Annotated in this window: 22 protein-coding genes and 1 tRNA gene; 14 read left to right on the top strand and 9 right to left on the bottom strand. The window is 62.3% G+C overall.

All coding sequences use genetic code 11. The features are described from left to right. Positions 1–186 precede the first annotated feature (186 nt). Positions 187–2,700, top strand: a complete 2,514-nt coding sequence (locus tag BLR34_RS10480) for an efflux RND transporter permease subunit (RefSeq protein WP_092702750.1) — start codon at positions 187–189, stop codon at positions 2,698–2,700. 6 nt (positions 2,701–2,706) lie between these two features. On the opposite strand, the gene BLR34_RS10485 is transcribed toward BLR34_RS10480, so the two are convergent. Then, positions 2,707–4,593 carry a cation:proton antiporter domain-containing protein gene (locus tag BLR34_RS10485; RefSeq protein ID WP_092702886.1) on the bottom strand — a complete coding sequence of 629 codons (1,887 nt, stop codon included), beginning with the start codon at positions 4,591–4,593 and terminating at the stop codon, positions 2,707–2,709. A 147-nt stretch (positions 4,594–4,740) separates the two neighbouring features. Between BLR34_RS10485 and BLR34_RS10490 the strand changes: the two genes are divergently transcribed. Next, positions 4,741–6,108, top strand: a complete 1,368-nt coding sequence (locus BLR34_RS10490; protein ID WP_092702751.1) for a PQQ-dependent sugar dehydrogenase — start codon at positions 4,741–4,743, stop codon at positions 6,106–6,108. A 65-nt stretch (positions 6,109–6,173) separates the two neighbouring features. On the opposite strand, the gene BLR34_RS10495 is transcribed toward BLR34_RS10490, so the two are convergent. Further along, positions 6,174–7,148, bottom strand: coding sequence for a deoxyhypusine synthase (locus BLR34_RS10495; protein ID WP_092702753.1), 975 nt, complete (start codon positions 7,146–7,148; stop codon positions 6,174–6,176). 120 nt (positions 7,149–7,268) lie between these two features. On the opposite strand from BLR34_RS10495, the gene BLR34_RS10500 reads away from it, so the two are divergent. Next, positions 7,269–8,690 carry an FAD-dependent oxidoreductase gene (locus BLR34_RS10500; protein ID WP_092702755.1) on the top strand — a complete coding sequence of 474 codons (1,422 nt, stop codon included), beginning with the start codon at positions 7,269–7,271 and terminating at the stop codon, positions 8,688–8,690. Between the two features lie 78 nt (positions 8,691–8,768). Further along, entirely contained in the window at positions 8,769–8,951 is a 183-nt protein-coding gene (locus BLR34_RS10505) for a DUF5786 family protein (RefSeq protein ID WP_092702757.1), read from the top strand. A 168-nt stretch (positions 8,952–9,119) separates the two neighbouring features. Here BLR34_RS10505 and BLR34_RS10510 read toward each other — a convergent pair whose 3' ends face one another. From BLR34_RS10510 to BLR34_RS10525, 4 genes are all read right to left on the bottom strand, one after another. Continuing rightward, positions 9,120–9,662, bottom strand: coding sequence for a hypothetical protein (locus tag BLR34_RS10510; protein ID WP_092702759.1), 543 nt, complete (start codon positions 9,660–9,662; stop codon positions 9,120–9,122). A gap of 107 nt (positions 9,663–9,769) precedes the next feature. Then, complete coding sequence (locus tag BLR34_RS10515) at positions 9,770–10,312, bottom strand: hypothetical protein (RefSeq protein WP_092702761.1); 543 nt, start codon at positions 10,310–10,312, stop codon at positions 9,770–9,772. A gap of 209 nt (positions 10,313–10,521) precedes the next feature. Beyond that, positions 10,522–10,594, bottom strand: a tRNA-Arg gene (locus BLR34_RS10520). Positions 10,595–10,726: 132 nt separating this feature from the next. Continuing rightward, positions 10,727–11,497 (bottom strand): creatininase family protein, encoded by a 771-nt coding sequence (locus BLR34_RS10525; protein WP_092702763.1) that lies wholly within the window; start codon positions 11,495–11,497, stop codon positions 10,727–10,729. Positions 11,498–11,605: 108 nt separating this feature from the next. Between BLR34_RS10525 and BLR34_RS10530 the strand changes: the two genes are divergently transcribed. The 3 genes from BLR34_RS10530 to uvrB are packed head-to-tail and all read left to right on the top strand — an operon-like array spanning position 11,606 to position 15,124. Continuing rightward, positions 11,606–12,010: an acyl-CoA thioesterase gene (locus BLR34_RS10530; RefSeq protein ID WP_092702765.1), complete on the top strand. Its 405-nt coding sequence runs from the start codon at positions 11,606–11,608 to the stop codon at positions 12,008–12,010. A gap of 44 nt (positions 12,011–12,054) precedes the next feature. Then, positions 12,055–13,029, top strand: a complete 975-nt coding sequence (locus BLR34_RS10535) for an LLM class flavin-dependent oxidoreductase (RefSeq protein ID WP_092702767.1) — start codon at positions 12,055–12,057, stop codon at positions 13,027–13,029. A gap of 40 nt (positions 13,030–13,069) precedes the next feature. Further along, positions 13,070–15,124, top strand: coding sequence for an excinuclease ABC subunit UvrB (gene uvrB / locus BLR34_RS10540; protein ID WP_092702769.1), 2,055 nt, complete (start codon positions 13,070–13,072; stop codon positions 15,122–15,124). 2 nt (positions 15,125–15,126) lie between these two features. On the opposite strand, the gene BLR34_RS10545 is transcribed toward uvrB, so the two are convergent. After that, on the bottom strand, positions 15,127–15,486 hold the full coding sequence (locus BLR34_RS10545) for a hypothetical protein (protein WP_092702771.1): 360 nt from the start codon (positions 15,484–15,486) through the stop codon (positions 15,127–15,129). A 90-nt stretch (positions 15,487–15,576) separates the two neighbouring features. Here BLR34_RS10545 and BLR34_RS10550 point away from each other — a divergent pair, with 90 nt between their 5' ends. The 3 genes from BLR34_RS10550 (at position 15,577) to BLR34_RS10555 (ending at position 17,739) form a co-directional block, all read left to right on the top strand. Then, complete coding sequence (locus BLR34_RS10550; RefSeq protein WP_092702773.1) at positions 15,577–16,884, top strand: RNB domain-containing ribonuclease; 1,308 nt, start codon at positions 15,577–15,579, stop codon at positions 16,882–16,884. A 95-nt stretch (positions 16,885–16,979) separates the two neighbouring features. Further along, a complete protein-coding gene (locus BLR34_RS17005; protein WP_176765299.1) occupies positions 16,980–17,117 on the top strand; it encodes a hypothetical protein in 138 nt (45 codons plus the stop codon). Between the two features lie 37 nt (positions 17,118–17,154). Beyond that, entirely contained in the window at positions 17,155–17,739 is a 585-nt protein-coding gene (locus BLR34_RS10555) for a riboflavin synthase (RefSeq protein WP_092702775.1), read from the top strand. Between the two features lie 26 nt (positions 17,740–17,765). On the opposite strand, the gene BLR34_RS10560 is transcribed toward BLR34_RS10555, so the two are convergent. Both BLR34_RS10560 and BLR34_RS10565 read right to left on the bottom strand, forming a co-directional pair. Further along, entirely contained in the window at positions 17,766–18,404 is a 639-nt protein-coding gene (locus BLR34_RS10560; protein ID WP_092702777.1) for a helix-turn-helix domain-containing protein, read from the bottom strand. 66 nt (positions 18,405–18,470) lie between these two features. Beyond that, entirely contained in the window at positions 18,471–19,016 is a 546-nt protein-coding gene (locus tag BLR34_RS10565) for a hypothetical protein (RefSeq protein ID WP_143414150.1), read from the bottom strand. A 172-nt stretch (positions 19,017–19,188) separates the two neighbouring features. Between BLR34_RS10565 and BLR34_RS10570 the strand changes: the two genes are divergently transcribed. From BLR34_RS10570 to BLR34_RS10585, 4 genes are all read left to right on the top strand, one after another. Then, on the top strand, positions 19,189–20,022 hold the full coding sequence (locus BLR34_RS10570; protein WP_092702781.1) for a TatD family hydrolase: 834 nt from the start codon (positions 19,189–19,191) through the stop codon (positions 20,020–20,022). A gap of 43 nt (positions 20,023–20,065) precedes the next feature. Then, entirely contained in the window at positions 20,066–20,650 is a 585-nt protein-coding gene (locus BLR34_RS10575) for a type IV pilin domain-containing protein (RefSeq protein WP_092702783.1), read from the top strand. A gap of 81 nt (positions 20,651–20,731) precedes the next feature. Then, positions 20,732–21,313: a DUF2150 family protein gene (locus BLR34_RS10580; RefSeq protein ID WP_092702785.1), complete on the top strand. Its 582-nt coding sequence runs from the start codon at positions 20,732–20,734 to the stop codon at positions 21,311–21,313. A 45-nt stretch (positions 21,314–21,358) separates the two neighbouring features. Further along, on the top strand, positions 21,359–21,775 hold the full coding sequence (locus tag BLR34_RS10585; RefSeq protein ID WP_092702787.1) for a type IV pilin domain-containing protein: 417 nt from the start codon (positions 21,359–21,361) through the stop codon (positions 21,773–21,775). The last annotated feature ends 21 nt before the right edge of the window (positions 21,776–21,796 follow it).

Consider the following 21,796-nt stretch of genomic DNA (forward strand, 5'->3'; position numbering starts at 1 on the left):
CCGGGGCGGCCGGCCAACTTGACCCGGCCGAGACGCGAATGAATCTGCCGACGGTTCTCAGTGCCCTTCATCTAAATCGTATAAACATTTTGCCTCGTTCACATATATAAATGTATCCGGGCGGTTCTGAACAGGAGCGCACTGTGGTCATTATAAGAGAGTCAATACACTACCACGTTTCAGAGAATGAGAGAAACGCTTCTCGGGCGGGCGACCAGGTTCGTCACGGAGCACAACGTCGTCGTGCTGGTAGTGATGGTACTTCTGACCGGTGGTATCCTCGCCGGTATCCCGCAGTTGGATACGTCGAGTCAGTCTGGTGGCACCGCTGACCAGTTCGAAGATGTCGACCGCGTCCAGAAATCACAGTACATCGAGGACGCGTACGGCAACGCGACCGACGACGAGTCGACCAGAACGTTCGATCCGGTATACGTCTGGAACGAGGGCGGTAACGCGCTGTCCAAAGAGTCACTGCTTGCGGGGCTACGCTACCAGCAAGCAGTCACGGAAAACGAGACCGTCCAGGCGGCGCTTCACGACGACGGGATTCAGGGCATCGAAAATCTCGTCGGAGCGCGAGCGGCAGACGGTGACGGCTCGCTCGACGCCCAGATTGCGGCGCTCGAATCGATGAGTGACAGCGAGGTCGAGGCCGTCCTCGGCCGGGTGCTCGATGAGAACCCGCGTGCGACGCAGTTCCTCCCCACCGACCACGAGGGGACGACCTCTGCTGACCGACGCACGCTTGCCGTCCTCGACACGACAGTCGACAGTGAAACCCGCGAAGACGCCGAGAGCGTCCTCTACGAGGCGGCGACTGAACGTTCGGACGCCGGCTTTTTTATGTTGAGTTCTGACGCTTACGACGAGGCGACCTCGCAGTTCTTCGGTGAGATGGTCGAACTCGTCTTGCCGGTGGCGCTGGCGCTCATTCTGTTTATTTTGGTGTTCGCGTACCGCGATATAGTCGACGTCGTCGTCGGCATGACCGGGGTCGTCCTGTCGGTGCTGTGGACGTTCGGTCTGCTCGGCTGGCTCGGCGTCGAGGCTGGCCTCATGAGTATCATTCCCGTCGTGCTGATTGCGGGACTGAGCATCGACTTCGGTTTCCACGTCTTCAACCGATACCGCGAAGAGCGCGGCCCCGAAGACGAGATTCGGGCACCGATGGCGAGGGGTGTCGCCCTCGTCGCGACGGCACTCGTACTTGTGGCCGCGACGGCCTCCATCGGCTTTCTGGCAAACCTGTCGAATCCGTTGCCGGTCATCCGTGACCTCGGTGTCACCGTCACGCTGGGCGTCGTCTCTGCGCTCGGTATCTTCGTCACGGTTGTTCCCGCACTGAAAATCAGCATCGACCGCACGCTCGAACGGGTGGGTCTCGACCGCCGGAAGGCACCCCTCGGTCACGGCACGTATCTGCGGCCCGTGCTCGAACAGAGTGTCACACTTGCCAGACGGGCAGCCCCCGTCGTGCTGGTGCTCGCGGTGCTCGTCGCCGCGAGCGGCGGAGTGGTCTGGACACAACTCGACCAAGAGAGCTACCAGCAGGCCGACGGCGACGTCGCAGAGTGGAAACAGCAACTGCCCGGGCCGCTGGGCTGGGAGGAAACCCCGATATTCGAGCAACAGCGCCACGTCGAAAGCGTCTATCAGCCCGCGAACGCAGACGATGCCATCCAGTCAGAGATACTCGTCGAGGGAGACGTGACGAGTCCGTCGACACTCGAAGCTATCGACGCTGGCGTCCAGACAATCGGACAGGAGGGACTGCTCATCGACCAGGCCAGAACGAGCGCCAGAGACTCCCCGCTGACTGCGATGCAACGGGTCGCGGCCGAGAGTGAGGAGTTCGCGGCCGTCTTCGCCGAGGCTGACACCGACGGCAACGGTGTGCCAGACCAGAATCTCGCCGAGGTGTACGACGCGCTCTATGCGGCCGACAGCGAAACTGCCGGACAGGTCATCGAGCGGGTCGACGGCGAGTACCGGTCGGTCCTCGTGACGCTCTCGCTGGACGCCGACTTCTCCGAATCGAGCGCCATTGCGCCCAAACTCGACGACGGAGCCGCTGTCATGGCCGATGACGGCCAGCGGACGGCAACGGCGGCCGGCCCGATTGCGGTCAACGAGGCAGTACTCGACAACGTCATCGACGGCGTCGTCACGACGATGCTCGTCGCGCTGGCAGCAATCGTACTCGCGCTGGTGGTCGTCTTCCGGCTCATGCACGGCAGTGCGACCCTCGGCGCGGCCGTTGCTTGCCCAATCGTTCTCGTGGTGGGACTCGTCGTCGCCGCGATGTATCTGCTCGACATCCCGCTGACGCTGTTGACGGCACTGCTGATGAGTCTGGTTGTCGGTCTCGGTATCGACTACAACATCCACATCGGCGACCGCTTCGCCGACGAACTCCGCGGGGGGGCAGACTCCGTGTCGGCACTCCGGACGGCCGTGACCGGTACCGGCGGCGCGCTGCTTGGCAGTACGCTCACATCGGCGGGCGCGTTCGCGACGATTGCACTCGTACCCCACCCGCAGGTCCAGAGCTTCGGGAGCATCGTTGTCGTCGCACTCGTGACCGCCTTCGTCGTCAGTTTCCTCGTGTTACCGAGCGTGCTCTTGCTGTGGAGTCGCTACGCCGGGGTGTCACTGGCCGTCTCGACACCCACAGAAGAACCGACACCGCAGGATTGAGCCGCGTCAGTCGTGTGGGTGTAGCTGTGTGATTGCCTCGTCGACGGCCTCGGTCTGGCCGAGCACCGTGAGGTGGTCGCCGTACTGTACCCGCAGTTCCGGGTCGGGAACCGTGTTCTCCTCGTCCCGGGTGACGAGTGCGACGATACAGCCGTCGGGGAGTTCGGTGTTCAGTTCGGCGATTGTCTTGTCGACGAGACCTTCGTCGGTCACTTCTATCTCCTGGACATCGCCGCTGCGGCCGAGTTCCGCCATCCACCGCGACAGCCCCGGCCGCTCGATGAGGTTGTCGATTGCCCAGGCCGTCGACCCCGTCTCCGAGACCGTCTCGATGCCGAGGTCCTCGAACGCGGACCGGTTCTCGGGGTCGTTGACGCGGGTTATCACCTTGCGGACGTCGAACTTCGAGTCCGCGAGTTGTGTCACGAGCAGGTTCGTGTCGTCGTCGCCCGTTGCAGCGACGATTATCTTCGCGTTGTCGGCCCCGGCCTGTCTGAGACACTCGGTGTCCGTGCCGTCACCGTCTCTGACAGTGAACCCCTCGCTCCGGCGTGTCTCTGCCATGTCGCTGTCGTTTTCGATGATGACGACGTTCTCGCCGCGCTCTTCTAGTCGTTTGCCCAGTTCGCTCCCGACACGTCCGCCGCCGATGATGAGTACACGCATTGGAATCACCTGTAACCGCTCAGCGATCTGTCGCGCGAATCCGCCTTCGAAGACGACAGTCACGAAAATCACCAGAAAGACCGTCCCCGCGAGGACGTTCGCACCCTCCGGATTCGACGGCGGGGCCGGGTTCTGAAGCTGGATTGCAAACAGCGTCGCGACGCTGGCCGGAATGATGCCGCGAGGACCGGCGAAACTCATAAACAGCTTCTCGCCGCGCGTAAACTGTGCGCCGGCAGTCGAGAGGAAGACGAGGGCCGGCCGCAACACGAGCGCCACGACAGCGACGACAGCAAGCCCCGCGAGACCCAAATCGAGCAGGGTTTCGAACTCGATGAGCGCCGACAGCGCGATGAAGACAAACGAAAGGACGACAATCGTCACGTCGCCTTTGAACTCCTCGATTTCCTCCTCGTAGGGCAGATTCAGATTGCCAAGCAACACGCCAGCCGTCGCAACAGCCGCGACGCCGGATTCGGTCGCAATCGTATCCGCCGAGCTGAACGCTAAGATTGCGCCCGCAAGCGTCATCAGGCGAACGTTCTGGGGCGTCCATGCGGCCGGGCTGTCGACGTAGACCACTAGGAACCACAGGACGAGCGCGGTCGCGAGGCCAATGAAGACGCCGACGCTCAGCCGCTGGACGAACTCGACGAGGTAGTCTGTCGGGTTCGCCTCCTGTGAGGCAAGCAGCTTGAAGATGACCGCCGCGAAGATAGCCGCACTCACGTCGTTGACGATACCCTCCGTTTCGAGTGCCGCGGCAACGCGGTCCCGAACCGGGACGACCGCCAGAATCGGCGTGATGACCGTCGGTCCCGTCGCTACCAGCAAGGCCCCGACCAGTGCGGAAATCCCCCACTCGACGCCGAGCAGATATCTGACCGCAAGCGTCGTCCCGCCAAACGAGATGATTGCACCGACGGTCACCAGCCGAAGCGTCGCCGACGGTGCCTCCCTGAGTTTCTCCAGTTTGAGGTGGAAGGCACCCTCGAAGACGATGATAGCGACGCTGATGCCGACGATAGTCGTCAGCGAGTCGCCAAAGGTATCGAGCGTGACGAGCCCGATTCCCTTCGGCCCGACGGCGACGCCAGCAAGAATCAAAAAGAGCACGCTCGGGACCTGAAACCGGTCGGCAAGGACCTGCGCCGTCACGCCGAGCGCGAGGATGAGCGCGACGATAATCAGCATCTCTGGTCCCTCTGAGGAGACGAGCGGAGACATGCTGCCGAGCGCGGGGGCTGTGGCTATGTCGAATATGTCCACACTGCAACTCCTCACGCGACCCATATAAAGACCGACACTGCGGTCCGACCCTCGGTCGACGGCAGTTCCAGAAGACACTTGTCAGCAACTCCGTGAGTGTCAGGTATGACATCCGGACGGTACACGCGGCGGCGACTGCTGACTGCGGCGGGCGCGCTCTCGCTGTCGACAGTCGCCGGCTGTCTCTCGGAGTCTGACGACGAGTCGGCATCGCCGACAGAAACGAGCGCCGACGGGATACCGTACGACACTAGCGTTGACCACGAGATAGAGCAGTGGGACCAGTACAACACCGACTGGACGGCGCCGGAGACAGCCCCACAGCAGGGTGCCTACGGAATCGAAGTACTCGCCGAGAACCTCGAGATTCCGTGGGACATCGCGTTTGCCCCCAGCGGCGAGGTGTTTCTCACCGAGCGCACAGGTCGGATTCTGACCGTCGAGCAGGGCGAATACGAAACGGTGACCGAGCCGGGCGCGGTCATCGACGCCGAGGCTCTCCCGCCGGGGTCCGAAGAAGACAGCTGGTACGTCGAAGGCGGCGAAGGCGGACTGCTCGGTATCGCCGTCCACCCGAACTACCCGGACGTGCCGCTTGTATACACGTACTTCACGACCGAGACGGGTGACGGCCGCACGAACCGCGTCGTCGCGTTCGACACGACTGCCGACGACCCAGCAGACGGCTCCTGGGTTATCGTCGACGACATTCCCGCCGACGCCTACCACAACGGCGGTCGCATCACGTTCGGTCCGGCGAACTACCTCTGGATTGCGGCCGGCGACGGCGACCCGGAGTTGGACAATCCCGATGCAATCGCCGACCCGGGGACGCTGGCGGGAAAGATTCTCCGCGTCGAGCCGGACGGCTCCGCGCCGGCCGAGAACCCCGATATCGAGGGCGGCGACCCGCGCGTGTACACGTACGGCCACCGGAATCCGCAGGGACTCGCCTGGCTCCCCGACGGCACGCCGATTATCACCGAGCACGGGCCGAGCGGGGGCGACGAGGTGAACGTACTTCGCCCGGGCGAGAACTACGGCTGGCCGGAGGCACGAAACAGCGACGGGTTCGATTCCTACGCGGGGACCGACTACCAGCCCCCGGTCGCTAACGCGCCCTCCTGGGCACCGTCGGGCTGTGTCTTTTATACGGGCGAGGCGGTCCCTTCGCTCCAGGGTCGCCTGCTGGTCGGTGGCCTCATCAGCCAGCAAGTCGTCGCCGTCACCGTCACGCAGGACGGGTCCCGTCTGTCGGCCGACCACGAGAGTCGCCACGACGCCGACTGGATGGACAGCGAGTATCACGCCGCCAGTACGCCCCTGCTCCCCGACGAACTCGGTCGGGTTCGCCACGTCGAGCAAGGGCCGGACGGCGAGCTATACGCGGTGACTTCGAACCGCGACGGCCGCGCGGGCGACGGCTTCCCCACGAGACACGACGACAAGTTGGTCCGGCTGACCTCGAACTGACTCGTCGTGGTTCTGCGGTTGTGTCCGGGACTCAGCCACAGCGGGAAGGCTCGAAAGAACGGGTATCAGGACATGAACGCGCCGGCGACGAGCAGCGGGAAGACGAGCGTCGCCTCCGCTTCTATCTGCGTGTAGTTCGTCTGTTCCTCTTTGATTTTACCCCAGGAAACCGCCTCGTCCGGCGGCGCGCCCGAGAGCGAGCCGTCGCCTTCCATCCCCGTCGAGATGTAGACGGCGTAATCCGCGCCGCCACGGAACAGGTTCGTCATGATGGCGTGGTGTTTGGGGACGCCGCCGCCGACGGCAATCAGGCCGGTCGTCTCCGCGAGCATGCCGTCCTCGATGAGCGAATCGTAGTCGTCGAGGATTTCGATGCCGATGTCCATGTCGTGTTCGCGCCGGTAATAATAGAGGAAGTTGCCGACCTCGGCGTCTGTTAGTGCCGGACAGTACACCGGCACGTCGTTGTCTGCGGCCTGTTTCAGCACCGAGTCTTCGTCCTCGAGTGTCGCACCCAACTCGCGTGCAAACGCCGTGGGCGTCCGGACCGGCTCCTCGGCGAAGAAATCATCGAAGAAGTCGTACAGGTACTCCTCCAGCCAGACGTAGCGGTCGGAGGGAACGTAGATGTTCCCGAGCCGGTTGATGCCCTGTTCGCGGAGTTTTGCTTCGTCTGCGTCCCACTCGCCCATCTTGAACGGCTTTGCCGTCTTGATAACGTCTTCAGTCAGCGAGCCGGAGGTCGTGATAATCACGTCGACGTGGCCCTCACGGACGAGGGCGGCGACAGTCTCGCGCAGCCCCGAGGAGATGATGTTCGAGGTGAGCGTGAGATATATCGTCGCGTCGTCTGCTTGCATCTGTTCGGTAATCTCGACTGCGTCGGCGAGGTGTGTCGCCTGAAAGCCCGTCGTCGCGTAGGTGTCGAGCAGGTCGTGTAGGTCGGTCTCGCCCCGGAAGTCGGGACCCTGAACGTCCGCTGTATCGAGGTCCTCGTCGGTGCCGGGGACGACGTGGTCGTGTGAGTCGTCGTTGTCCATATGCACTGTTATGAGCATGAACGGTTTGTATATCTCGACTTGGCGGCGTGACGCCACAGACCCGCTCTGGGTAACGTACCGCCCACCAACAGTTAGGTAGACGGACAGCGATGATTGCGTATGAGCGACCCATTTGTGGTCATCGGCGGCGACGCTGCCGGACTGAGCGCAGCCAGCAAGTGCAAACGCGAGGACCCCGACCGCGAGGTCGTCGTCTACGAGCAAAGCGACTGGATTTCCTACGCCCACTGCGGGATGCCCTACTACATCAAAGGCGAGGTCGACGCCCTCGAAGACCTCCTCTCACTGTCCCCCGAGGCAGTCGAGAGCCGGGGAATCGACCTCCACAGACGCCACGAAGTGCTGGGTGTCGACCCCGAGAGCGAGACAGTCCGTGTCCGCGGACCAGACCGGGAGTTCGAACAGAGCTACGGCGACCTCCTCGTCGCGACCGGCGCACACGCGCTGACCGCGCCAATCGACGGGACCGACCTCGATGATGTGTTCACGATGCATCACATGCACGCCGCGGCGGCCGTCCGGGCGTTTCTGGCACCGCCCGGTGAGGAAGTGGACGCCTTCGATGCCGGGTACGTCGACGTCGATGTCGAGGCGTACCACAGCCGTGACCCGCCCGAGACCGTCGCTATCGTCGGCGGCGGCTACGTCGGCGTCGAGATGGCCGAAGCGTTCCGCGCTCGCGGACTGGAGACACACCTTTACCAGCGCTCGGACCGGCCAGTCCCGCCGTTCGGGGCCGCTGTCGGCGACCAAGTGGCCGAGACACTCGCCGACGCCGGTGTCGACCTCCATCTCGGTACGGCCGTCACCGGGCTGGAAGGCAACGGCCGCATCGAGCGCGTCGAAGCGGCCGACGGAGCGGTCGACGTAGACCTCGCGCTCGTGGGTATCGGCATCCGTCCGAACACCGAACTCGTCGCCGACACCGCAGTCGCCTGTGGCGACTCCGGCGCGATTGTGACCGACGAGTACGGCCACACCACCGTCGACGGAATCTACGCGGCCGGCGACTGTGCCGAGATGGACCACGTGGTGACCGGAGAGCCAGACTGGGTCCCGCTCGGGCTGACGGCCAACCGCGCCGGGCGAGCCATCGGCCAGACCGTCGCCGGTGACCCCGAACCGGTCGGGGAAATTGCCGGGACGGCAGTCCTGAAAGCGTTCGACCTGGAGTGTGGCCGGACCGGTCTCGTCGACCACGACGCCGCCCGCGAGGCGGGCTTTACTCCTGTCTCGGAGACGGTGACCGCCGGCTCGCGGTCGGGCTACTATCCGGGCAGCGCCGACACGACGGTGACACTCGTCGCCGACCGCGACAGTGGCCGCCTGCTCGGAGGGACAATTGCCGGCGAGGACCGAGCGGCAATCCGCATCGACACGCTCGCTACGGCGCTCGACGGTGGGCTGACCGTCGCCGAACTCGAGCGGCTCGATTTGGCGTACGCACCCCCCTTCAGTCCCGTGTGGGACCCGGTGTTGGTCGCGGCGAAGGTACTCGGGGGGCAACTGGACGAGGCCTGAGCGCACTCTGTGAATTGGTCGGGTACTATTTCGCGTCGGACCACGTCGCTTTTGTGCAGTCGGACACTCCATCGGTACATGGGGTTTGGCAGCTACGACGAGTCCGAACAAGAGAATCAGGAAATGAACACAGAGGACAACGCCGAGGCCGTCAACGTTCACGAGTCCGAACACGACGGTGAGGTGACCTTCGACACCGAGGCCTCGACGGACGACCTCGTCGACAAACTCGGCGAGATCAAAGGCTCTGGCGACGACTGAACGGCCGATATTTCTCTTCTTTCGACACCCTCATCGCTGCGCGCGCCGTGTTGCGTTCGTTCCCGCCAATCGTTGACTCACCGCGTTAGAGACAGTTGGGCGTGTGACCGACAGTCGAATCTACAGGCGGAACAGGCCGAGTGCCTCGGGGCTTGACCCCGAGGGGGTTCACCAGGTCAGTTCCCAGGCGTGACTTTCGCTCGTGTCTGGTTCAGTTTCGTCTAGGGTCGGCCGCGAGTCCTCGGGGCCAAACTCGGCTGCGACGTGTTCGAACACCCCTCGTGCGAACCCCGGGCCGTACGGGAATCCCTGGAGGATGCCAACTCTCGCGGCCCTGTCTCCGATTTCGGCGGCGGTGTAGTTTCCCGCTGGGTTCTCCAGACTGCTGTTTCTGTATGCCTCGCGGTGTTGCTCGATTAACCTCCTAAGCGCCTCCGCAATCGTCGAAACGGAGTCGGGCCACGGAATCTCCCTCGCCGCCGTGGTGCCGCCCTGTTCCATCGTCTTGGAGCCAGTCTCGTCTCTGACCTCGGTAAAGGCCAGGACCACGTCTTCGGTCCGGTACCACGCTTCCGGGTCGACGCGGGGGAGGTGTTTCTCGAAGATTGCAATCACCTTTCGCTGGAAGACAGGAGAGACCTCACCCGCGCTCTCGACGAACGCGACGACATACCGCCCGTCTGTTTCAGACCCTGGGTCGTAGGACTTCATTCCACAACAGTTGTCGCTCTGGACGGATATGTTACCGGCAACAATTGTTGCTATGCGGTCGTGGACTCACGCAGGTGAGCGAGAGCGAGTACGACCGGCGGGCGGGCTCACCAGGTCAGTTCCCAGGCGTGACTTTCGCTCGTGTCTGGTTCGATTTCGTCTAGGGTCGGCTGCGAGTCCTCGGGGCCAAACTCGGCGGCGACCTGTCTGAACACGCCGCGTGCGAACCCCGGGCCGTACGGGAACCCTTCGAGGATGCCGACTCTGACCGTTCGGCCGTCGTGCTCCTCGACGGTGTAGTTGCCCGCCGGGTTCGTTTGCGTGCTGTCTCTGTATGCCTCGCGGTGTTGCTCGATTAAGACCCCCAGCGCCTCCGAAAGCGTCGAAACAGAGTCGGGCCACGGAATGGCTTTCGCTGCCTCGGCCCCGCCCTGTTCCATCGTTTTTGAGCCAATCTCGTCTCTGACCTCGGTAAAGGCCAGAACCACGTCTTCGGTCCGGTACCACGCCTCCGGGTCGACGTGGGGGAGATGTTTCTCGAAGATGTCGTTTACTTTTCGCTGAAAGACAGGAGAGACTTCGCCCGCGCTCTCGACGAACGCGACGACGTACCGCCCGTCTGCTTCAGACTCCGGGTCGTAGGATACCATCGGGCAGTTGTTCTCTCTCTGTGGGGATATACTGACTGCAGTAATTTTCAGGCATGAAAACTCATGCATAGCGTGCTCTAGTCGCACCTCGGCGTGTACAGACAGCGCGGCAAGGGATTTGAACCCGATTTCGAGACTCCGTGCGGTCGTCTCGCGTGATTCACATCCCTTTTTGTGGGTTTCACTGCTCACTCGCGTTCGCAGGAAAACGCGCGGCAAGGGATTTGAACCCTTGACCTTCTGGTCCGGAACCAGACGTTCTGTCCGCTGAACTAGCCGCGCCTGTCAGCCTCTACTGGCTCGCACGGAATAACGATTACCATCCCGCTTCGGACCGGCGTGACTCGGCACCGCCAGCGTAGAACAGACCGCGAGCGGTGTGCCTCGGTTCGGGAGTAGTCGCGACAGTCGAGTTCAGACGTGCTCGCGTGGGAGTAGCTCTGTCTCGTCGCGGTCGGCGAGCCACTCGCTGAGTTTACATAGCTGTTCGGTGGCGGCCTCGAACAGTCGCTCGCCTTTCTCGGGGGTGGCGTCGGTCTGGTCGCCGAGTACCCCGTTGTCGGTGTTCTCGATGGCGTCGTAGAAGGTCCGTGCACCGAACTGTCGGCCTGTCTCGCGGCCCCAGTCGACGAGTCCGTCGTCACGCGCCTCGGTCAGTCTGTCCTCGTGGACCAACGCCTCGGCGATGTGCATAATCATCGCCGTCTCTTTCGGACCGCCGTGAGGACCGTTCACCTCGAAGCAGTCATCGACCAGCTCGGGGATACTCTCGTTCCACATCCACTCGAGAGCGTAGGCCGTCCCGTCATCGTGGAGACGACGGCCGACCTCGCGGAGGTGCTGGACGTTACCGCCGTGAGCGTTCACGAAGACGATGCGGTCGACGCCGTGGTAGGTGAGATTTCGCGCCAGCGACTCCATGTACTCCCGGAACACCGGCGGGTCGACCCACATGGTGCCGTGAAACTGCCGGTGATGCGGACTGACGCCGATGTTCACGGTCGGCGTACAGAGATACCCGGTCCGTGACGCCGCCTCGCGGGCCAGCGCCTCTGCGATGAGGTGGTCGGTTCCCTCCGGGAGGTGTGGGCCGTGTTGCTCGGTCGACCCCACCGGGACCAGCGCGAGCGATTCGGACTCGAAGTACGACTCGAGGTCGGGCCAAGCTTCGTCGCCAAGGTACATATCCAACCACCGGAGTGCCGTCCATATATACTGTAGGGCCGTTTGCGGGAGAGATGCAAAACACACGGCAACCGGAAGGTGAAACTGCGTGGACGACACAGCAGAAGTATGGCCGAATTCAACTACGAGACAGAGGTGTCGGTCCGATTTCAAGACCTCGACGTTGCCGGACACGTGAACAACGCAGTCTACGTGACCTACCTCGAAGAAGCCAGAATCGACTATCTCCAGGAGGTCCTCGGTATCGACAGCGCCGAGGCGTTGAGCGCCGTCGTCGCGCACACCGAAATCGACTATCGCAAGCCGGTGCGAGACGACAGCCACGTTACCATCGCGCTCCGGACGCGCGAGCCGGGAACCTCGAGCGTGCCAATGGAGTACGAGATACGCGCCGGCGACGAAGTCGTCGCGACGGCCGAGACCGTGATGGTCACCGTCGACTACGAGACCGGCGAGACGCGGCCGATGCCCGACTCCTGGCGCGAGCAAATCGCGGCCTTCGAAGGTCACTGACGGCGTCCCGACCCTTTATCAGCCCCCTCGTCGTGGCTCTGGACATGCAAACTGGGATTCTCGTCCCGAACGACGCGGACGACCTCGCGGCCTTCGCAGTGCGAGCCGAGCGACTGGGATACGACGCGGTCTGGACGGGCGAACTCTGGGGTCGTGACTCCTTTGTCGCGCTGACGCGGGCGGCCTACCGGACCGAGACGGTGCAACTCGGTACTGCCATCGTCAACGTCTACGGGCGCTCGCCGGCGACGATTGCACAGGCCGCGGCCACGCTCGACGACGCCGCGGACGGACGGTTCACGCTTGGCCTCGGAACGAGCACGCGGAAGGTCGTCGAAGACCTCCACGGCGAGTCGTTCGACAACCCGGCCCGACAGCTCCACGAGGCCGTCGAGCTGACAAAGCAGTTCCTCGGTGCCGACGGTCGTGTTTCCTACGAAGGCAAGTCATTCGATGTCGCCGACTTCCCGTCGCTGTCGGCAGATGTTCCGGTGTACGCCGCCGCGCTCGGGCCGGCGACGAGACGCGCCACCGGGCGGACCGCAGACGGCTGGCTACCCCACAACATTCCCTTCGAGCGCCTCGGAGAGGCCTTCGAGACGATAGCCGAAACTGCCAGCGCGGCCGGCCGGGACCCCCAGACAATCACGACGATGCCCTACGTGCCAAGTGCGGCCAGCGCGGACCCTGACCGCGCCCGAGCGGCTGTTCGGGGTCACCTCGCGTACTACGTCGGGAGCGGCGAGGGATACCGTCGAGCAGTCGCCGAGTCGTTCCCACATGCCGCAGACGCGATTGCAGAGGCCTGGCGCTCCGGGGACCGAGAGGAGGCGCGAGGGGCGGTCACCGACGAGATGCTCGACGCTCTCGGCGTGGCTGGCACGCCCGAACAGGCCCGCGACCGACTCGCGGAGATTGCGGCGCTCGATGCCGTCGACGTGCCACTCGTCGTCGTGCCGGACGACACCGGCGACGAGTTGCGACGAGAGACGATGGAAGCGCTCGCGCCCGAGGAGTGAGACCACATCCGTCAAGTGCCTTGGCCCCTACCCTTAGCTAATGACTGACACCGGCCCGCTCTCGCCGGACCGTCCCGAGGCCGAAAGCGAGTTTCGCGTCGACGCCCCCTTCGAGCCTGCGGGCGACCAGCCCGAGGCTATCGAGCAACTCGCGGCCGGCTTCCAGCAAGGAATGGACGAGCAGACGTTGCTCGGCGTGACAGGAAGCGGCAAGACGAACACCGTCTCGTGGGTCGTCGAAGAGATTCAGAAGCCGACGCTGGTCATCGCTCATAACAAGACACTGGCCGCCCAGCTCTACGAGGAGTTCAGGGAACTCTTTCCCGATAACGCCGTGGAGTATTTCGTCTCATATTATGACTACTACCAGCCCGAGGCCTACGTCGAACAGACCGACACCTACATCGACAAAGACGCCTCTATCAACGACGAAATCGACCGCCTTCGCCACTCTGCGACGCGCTCGCTGTTGACCCGTGACGACGTTATCGTCGTTGCCAGTGTCTCGGCTATCTACGGGCTGGGCGACCCGAACAACTACGTCGATATGGCGCTTCGGCTCGAACAGGGCCAGCAGGTATCGCGCGACGACATTCTCTCACGGCTGGTAGATTTGAACTACGAGCGCAACGACGTGGACTTCACGCAGGGCACCTTCCGCGTGCGCGGTGACACGCTCGAAATCTACCCGATGTACGGCCGGTACGCCGTCCGCGTCGAGATGTGGGGCGACGAAATCGACCGCCTCCGGAAGGTCGACCCCCTGGAAGGCGAAATCGTCAGCGAGGAGCCTGCGGTCTTGCTCCACCCGGCAGAACACTACTCGATTCCCGAACAGCGACTTGAAGAGGCCATCGCCGAGATAGAGGACCTCCTTGACGACCGTATCAGCCACTTCGAGCGCCAGGGCGACCTGGTGGCCGCACAGCGCATCGAAGAGCGCACCACCTTCGACCTGGAGATGCTGAACGAGACGGGCTACTGCTCTGGCATCGAGAACTACTCGGTGCATCTCTCCGACCGCGAGCCTGGAGAGGCCCCGTACACGCTGTTAGATTACTTCCCCGACGACTTTCTTACCGTCGTCGACGAGTCCCACCAGACCCTGCCCCAGATTCGCGGCCAGTTCGAGGGCGACAAATCCCGCAAGGAGTCCCTCGTCGGGAACGGCTTTCGACTGCCGACTGCCTTCGACAACCGTCCGCTCACGTTCGAGGAGTTCGAGGAGAAAACCGACAAGACGCTGTACGTCTCGGCGACGCCGAGCGAGTACGAGCGCGAGGAATCCGCACAGGTCGTCGAGCAGATTGTCCGACCCACCTACCTCGTCGACCCCGAGATTGAGATTGCCGACGTCGACGGCCAGGTGAGTAACCTCATCGACCGACTCCAGGCCCTGCCAGACGAGGAGCGGGCGCTGGTGACGACACTCACCAAACGGATGGCCGAAGACCTCACCGAATACCTCGAAGAGGCCGGGATGGACGTCGCCTACATGCACGACGAGACCGACACGCTGGAGCGCCACGAACTCGTCCGGAGCCTGCGCCTCGGCGAAATTGACACGCTGGTCGGCATCAATCTGTTACGCGAGGGACTGGACATCCCCGAGGTGTCGCTGGTGGCGATACTCGACGCCGACCAGGAGGGATTTTTGCGCTCGGAGACGATGCTCATCCAGACGATGGGGCGGGCAGCCCGGAACGTCAACGGCACGGTGGTGCTCTATGCCGACGAGCCGAGCGCGGCGATGGAGTCGGCAATCGAGGAGACACAGCGCCGGCGACAGATACAACAGGCGTTCAACGAGGAACACGGCCACGAACCCCGCACAATCGAGAAGGAAATCGGCGAATCGAACCTCCCCGGCAGCAAGACCGACACCGCCGAGGCGTCGACGCTCGCGCCCGACGACGAGGACGACGCCGCCCGCGCCATCGAGGAACTCGAACAGCGGATGCAGGAGGCCGCTGATAATCTGGAGTTCGAACTCGCGGCCGACATCCGCGACCGCATCCGGGAACTGCGCGAGGAGTTCGACCTCGCTGGCGGCGATGTCGACGAGGGCGTCCCGACGCCGGACTCGGAGTTTTGAACTCAGTAGGCGTCGCCAGACAGCCAGACAGCGGCGAGTTCGCCGAGTGCACGCGCCCAGAGAAACGCCAGCGCGCCGTGGAGGAAGACGTAGCTAGCCGCCGTCGGGAGGAAAAACAGCGCTCCGAATCCCACCACGAGGCCGCCAAAGACGAGAATGCGGGCAATTGTCTCACTGTGTTCGGGAGCCGTGGCGAGGGCAATCGAGACGAGACAGCCACCTGTCGCGCCGACAGCGAGGGCGCCTGTCGTGAGTGCGAGCGACTGGACCGGTGTGAGCGGGAGGAGAAACGCCAGCATCACCGTCGTGAGCGCGACTTTCCCGAGTGCCTTACTCGTCTGTCTCGAAGCGGGGAGCCTCATCTGTCTGAACGGACGCGTCGAGACGAAATAAAGACGCCGAGGCGCCCCCGGGCCGACACGCCTAACTGCCGGTCGGTCGTATGCGAGTGCATGAGCAACCCAGAACAGGACGCAGCCGGCACGGTCGAGGGACAGGGGCCGGTCGAAATCGACGAGGAGATGGCGCGACATATCGAGAACAAGCGCGACGAGCTACTGGAGAAATTCGAGCTTCCCGACGCCTTCCCCGAGGAGGTCATGCAGGAGGCAAAAGAGCGAACCGAAAACATCCAACAGCAGATTGCAGACGAACTCGACGAGCGAGAGGACCTGCGCGACCTGACGACGTGGACGACCGACCCGGTCGACGCCCAGGACTTCGACGACGCGCTCTCGGTCGAAGAACGCGACGACGAGTACGTCCTCTGGGTCCACATCGCCGACGTGACACACTACGTCAACCCCGACACGGCGATGTGGGACGAGGCACGCACGCGCGGGAACACTATCTATCTCCCCGGCTACACGATTCACATGCTCCCGCCGATTCTGGCCGAGACGGTCTGTTCGCTGGTCCCCCACGAGGACCGTCTGGCACACACCGTCGAGATGCACCTCGACAAGGAGACGCTTGGCTACGAGACAATCGACATCTACAAATCGGTCATCCGGAGCGACGCGCGCCTGACCTACACCGACTGCGAGAACATTCTCGACGACCCCGCGGCCGCCGAGGAGTTCCTCGAAGACACCGCGGTCGACCTCGCCGAGCGAAACCAGCTCGTGTGGGAACTCGCCCAGCGCATGCACGAGGCACGCAAGGAGGACGGCTCGCTCGTGCTCAATCCACGCCGCGACCGCGCGCACACAATCATCGAGGAGTGTATGCTGAAAGCGAACAAGGCAGTCACCCACGAGCTGATGTGGGACCGGGGTGTCGAGGCGATGTATCGGGTCCATCCACAGCCAAGTCCCGACGAGTGGAGCGAGGCGCTCAAAGAGATTCAGGAACTCGACGGCGTCTCGGTCCCCGGCGACAAGTGGGACGAGCCGCGCAAAGCGGTCAACGCGACCCTCGAAGAGGCACCGAAACGCCAACTCGACAAGATACAGTGGGCCGTGATGAAGGTGATGCCCCGCGCGAAGTACATGAACGACCCGTTCGGCGGCCACCACGCGCTGAACTTCGAGATTTACGGGCATTTCACCTCGCCAATCCGACGGCTCTCTGACCTCATCAACCACTGGATTGTCTACTCGAACGAGCAGTTCGAGGACCTGCCAGCCCTGTGTGACCATGCTTCGGACCGCCAGCAGGCCGGCGAGTCCTGTGAGCGTGAGTACCGGGACTTCCTCGAAGAAATCGGTCTCGACCCCGATGCAGTCAACAACCGCGGCATCGAGGTCGTCGACGACTAACCCCGCTGTTAGGAGGTCGTTAACCCCAACGTCGCTGTTTGTACGGTCCGGTACGTGGTCAATACCCTTGCCAGCTACGTGCGTTGGTCGAGCTAATGACACCGAATGTCAAGGTCCGATGTGACTACTGTGAAAAGTGGCTCGTGGTCGATGGAAACACCGAGTACGTCGCCTGTGAGTGCGGGGCAGGATTCGCCGTCACAGTCACGCCGATTGCGACGCCACGAGCGTAACCAACACACGTTTGGATTGTCGGACCAAACAGCGTGTATGTTCACCGGCATCGTCGAGGAGACCGGAACAGTGCAGTCAGTCGAGGAGGACGACGATGGCCTCCGCGTCCGCCTCGGAACCACGTTCGACGGACTCTCTCGCGGGCAGAGTATCAGCGTCAGCGGTGCCTGTCTGACCGTCGAGGCCTTCGGAGACGGCTGGTTCGAGGTGTTTCTCGCGACCGAGACCGTCGAGCGGACGTATCTCGGCGGACTCGCGGCCGGCGACGAGGTGAACCTCGAACGCGCACTGCCGGCCGACGGCCGCTTCGACGGGCACTTCGTCCAGGGTCACGTCGACGGCACAGGCACTGTCGAGGCCGTCGAACGCCTCGGCGACGACTGGCGCTTTTCGTTTTCCCTGCCAGAGGAGCTCGCGCGGTATGTCGTCGAGAAGGGGTCGATTGCCATCGACGGTATCAGCCTCACAGTCGCCGCCTTCGACGGCGAGACCGTCGACATTGCCATCATTCCCGAAACCTACGAACTCACGACACTCTCGGAGAAATCGGTTGGTGACCCCATCCACCTCGAAGTCGATGTCGTCGCAAAATACGTCGAACGCCTTGTGGACGGCTACTAACTGGTAGGTTCTACTGACACCGTGAGTTAGGGCTGTCTCTGTAAGTAGTAGTCGGTGACGTTCGATAGTGCGCGGCGCAAAAGCTGAGACACGGCCTGCTGTGTAACTCCCATCTTGTCTGCTATCTGTTGGAGCGTACACTCCCTTGGAATAGCAAAATACCCGTTTTGTCGCGCCAACGAGAGCAGCTGTCGTTGTTTCTCAGTGAGGGCAGCGACGGCATCGCTCTCTTGCTCGGAGGTAAGAATGTACTGTGTCTCGACACACATACCATTTCTCCGACACTCTTCGACGAGCGTCCTATAATCACGAACGGTCGGAAAAATCATCGTGAGATGCCACCCACTACCCGAAGTTACCGCTTCGACAATCGTGGCACCGACATCGACAACGGTTCGTTGCGTCTGGACCTCGCCGATTCCCGAGGCATACTGCGTAAGAAGCAGGTCGTGACCGACCAGTTCGCTGTTTTGTACTGTCTCGTCTGTTTTCGCGTTCTGAACGAGAGTGGAACAGATTTCTGTCTCGGCACGAATCAGCACCTGAACGTCTCCTTGAGGAGTCAACGTAATATCTTCGAACGCCAGTCGCGAGCACCCGTCGGTGGCGCGAAATGCCTCTTCTAAGAGGGGGGAGTCAACCGAAAATTCTGTTTGAACTGCCATTTGTTAGTAGTCTATACTCTAGTAGGGAGACGGTCGAGAGACATAAATGTGCGTATAGATGGGACGCTACCACTCAGTCTTCCATGCGAACCGTTCGTCTGTGTCTTCAGCTATCTGTTCGAACGTCGGAATCGAGTCCTCCGGTCCCCACTGCTTGATGATTCCTGTGTAGATTCCTTTCACGAACGGCTGTGGGTACGGATACTCGTTTGTAACCCCAAGCCGTCCCGAGCGTTCGCCACGACGTTCGAACGTATACTCACCTGCTGGTTTGTCCTGTGTCGTGTCTCTGTATACCTCGTCACTCACTTGAAGAGCGTTCAGTCGTTCGAACGCTTCGAAAACCGAGAGCCCAGAGTCGAATGAGAGTCCACGCGCAGTCTGTTCACCGCCGGAAATCATCGTCTGTGAGCCGACCCTCTCAAGTATTGCGTAGTACGAATCCCGGACCGCTTCAGTCTGGTACCACCCATCAGATGCTAGCTCCCCGATTCGTTCCTCAAATGTGTCTCTGACCTTCCGCTCGAAAACGGGCGACACTTCTCCGGCCGCCTCCGCGAACGGAACAACGTATCTGCCACTTACTTTCGCCTCTGCGTCGTACATTGGCATATCTCACTATTCAGGTGATTTGGGTGTAAGCGCTGAGATTGTATAATCAACCTACTAAGTCAACGTCTCGTATAGATGTGTTACTAGTTACTACACCACACCACGAGATGTCGTTCAGAGCACGGTCGGGAAAGCCGAACTGTTTTTGCGGCCAGCCCACCGACTTTCGGGTATGACCGACGACGTTCCGATTCTGGACGACCACCTTCACCTGGACCCCGTCAACGGCCGCGGCCCGGCGGCGGCAGAGGAGTTCGCCGCCGCCGGCGGCACCCACCTGCTCGTGCTCAACAAACCCTCTTGGTCGCTCGTCGATTCGGCCGCGGTTGGCACACCCGAGGGATTCCGGGAGACCTTCGAGGTGACCTGTGCGGTGACCGACGAAGCTGCCCAGCGGCTGCCCGGTGACGCCTGGCCCGTTCTGGGCGTTCATCCCGGTCTCATCTCCCGGCTCGTCGACGGCGGCCACAGTCCCGACGAAGCCAGAGATCTCATGCAACGCGGTCTCGATATCGCCGCCGAGTTCGTCGCCGACGGGCCTGCCGTCGCGATAAAATCCGGCCGGCCACACTACGATGTCACGGAGGCAGTCTGGGAGGCCTCGAACGAGGTCATGCGTCACGCCTTCAGGCTCGCCAGCGAGACGGGCTGTGCCGTCCAGCTCCACACCGAGGGCGGCGACGACTTCACCACGGTGACAGAGTGGGCGGAGTCGGCGGGTCTGGCTCCCGACCGCGTCGTCAAACATTACTCTGGCGGCCCGGTCGAGGGGCCGATACCGAGTGTCATCGCGAACAAAGAGGGGTTAGAAGACGCCGCAGCTAGCGGCGAGGCGTTCATGATGGAGACAGATTTCCTCGACGACCCCGACCGTCCGGGCGCGGTGCTCGGCCCGAAAACCGTCCCTCGGCGCGTCAACTGGTTGCTCGACGAAGGCTACGAGGACGCGGTCTACACCGCTCACGTCGAAACGCCCGCGCGGGTGTACGGTATCGATATAAACTGACCAGAGGCAGGAACTATTATTCGTCCAGACCGAAGTGTAGCGTATGCGTGGTCTATGCAGTGCACGCCGGGGTGTCGCGCCGGTCATCTCGACGATTCTCATGGTGGCGGTCGCAGTCATTCTCTCTGCGACCATCGCGACGTTCGTGCTTGACGTGGGGGAAGACGTGTCTGACCCGGGACCGAACATCGGTGAGACGACAGGAAAAATCGAGGTACAGGACGGTTATCAGGGCGGTATCGTACGAGTAACACACGTAGCTGGTGATAGCGTCCCAGCCGAGGAACTAGAGATTGTTGTGGATGCAACAGATGCTTGTAGCGAGCAAGCGCGAATTATAAATCTTCCAGCGTCCGCAAGTGGGTTCGGAAATAACGGCTTCAGCGATTCTAACCTAGAAACGAGTGGTGACAGCATCATCAGCAAAGGACAAACATTCAATCAGAAATGGGACCCAGGAGTGTTGCATACAGCGAACGCAAATACCTTCGAGGCAGGTGAGTACCTTGAGTTTCGAATCCGTGGGACAACCTGCTCGCTCAGCTCCGGCGACGAAATCTCGGTCGACCTCGTTCACACGCCAACAAACAGCATCGTCGTCACACAGAAGTTGCGGGTGACGAACTGACCGGTACACGGCCTGCGAAGGCCTCACATGTCAAAAAGTTGCTGTCGAAAGTACTATCCCCGGAGACACGTACGGTTGGATATGAGCAACGAGCCGGGGGAATACTACACCGAAGACCGCTGGCAGAACTGGATCGATCGCTTACGCGAAGAGGAAATCGACCCCGAAGAAGAGGATTCCGCACGTCTCCTGTTGAACCTGCAGGACGACACGGCGATTGCCGTCGCCAAGATTCTCACCGATTTCGACGAGGGTGTCCTCGACGAGGAGACGACACTGGGTAAACTCGAAGAAATTCAGGAGATTGTCCTCACCGAGGTCACCTTCGAGAACGAGGACAAGGAGATGCTCATCGAGGGCGTCCAGACCTCGCTGATGTGTGTCTTCCACGCCGCCCACGAGTACGTCGTCGGCGGCCCAGCCGAGGAGGGAACCATCGGAGAGTACATCGAAGCCGCCGCCGAGGAGGAGGCAAACGAAGACCTCGACGCGGCGCTTGGCTACTGCGTCCAGGCCGGGACGCTCGTCATCGACGGCGAGGAGATGGATATGGGGATGGCCGAAGAGCTTGAGTTCGGACTCGTCGCCGAGTGGGTCAACGGAATCGACAGCCTCCAGACGGCGATGCGAGACCCCGAAGTCGTCGAGGAAGACGAGGACTAAACCGCGACAGAACTTCTTTCACCTCCCGGCGTCGACTCTCACACGATGGGTCACGGCCCGACGCGACAACGCGGACAGTCCGAGACGGTTGGCGTCATTTTGCTACTCGCTGTCGTGCTGACACTCGTCGTCGGAGCCGGTGCAGTCCTGATTTCGGACTGGTATTCCGACACGGAGCGAGATGCCAAGGTGACTGTCGACAGCGACCTGACGGCGACAGAGCTGACGCTTCGTCACATGGGTGGGGATGCAATCGACCCGGCGGACGTGCGGGTCGTGTTGCGGGAAGCTGATACGGAGTTGACGCTCGCCGACACCGGCTTCAGCGGGACGACAGACCGATTCGAGGCGGGGAGTCGCTGGGAGTATTCGTTCTCACAGCTTCCGGAGGAGGTTACAGTCCAAGTGTTCGATATCTCGACAAATACGTTGCTACACGAGCGGGCGTACGACATTAGGTGAGGGAGAGACTACTGCTGGCAG

The sequence above is a fragment of the Halovenus aranensis genome, assembly GCF_900100385.1.
Taxonomy (GTDB): Archaea; Halobacteriota; Halobacteria; order Halobacteriales; family Haloarculaceae; genus Halovenus; species Halovenus aranensis.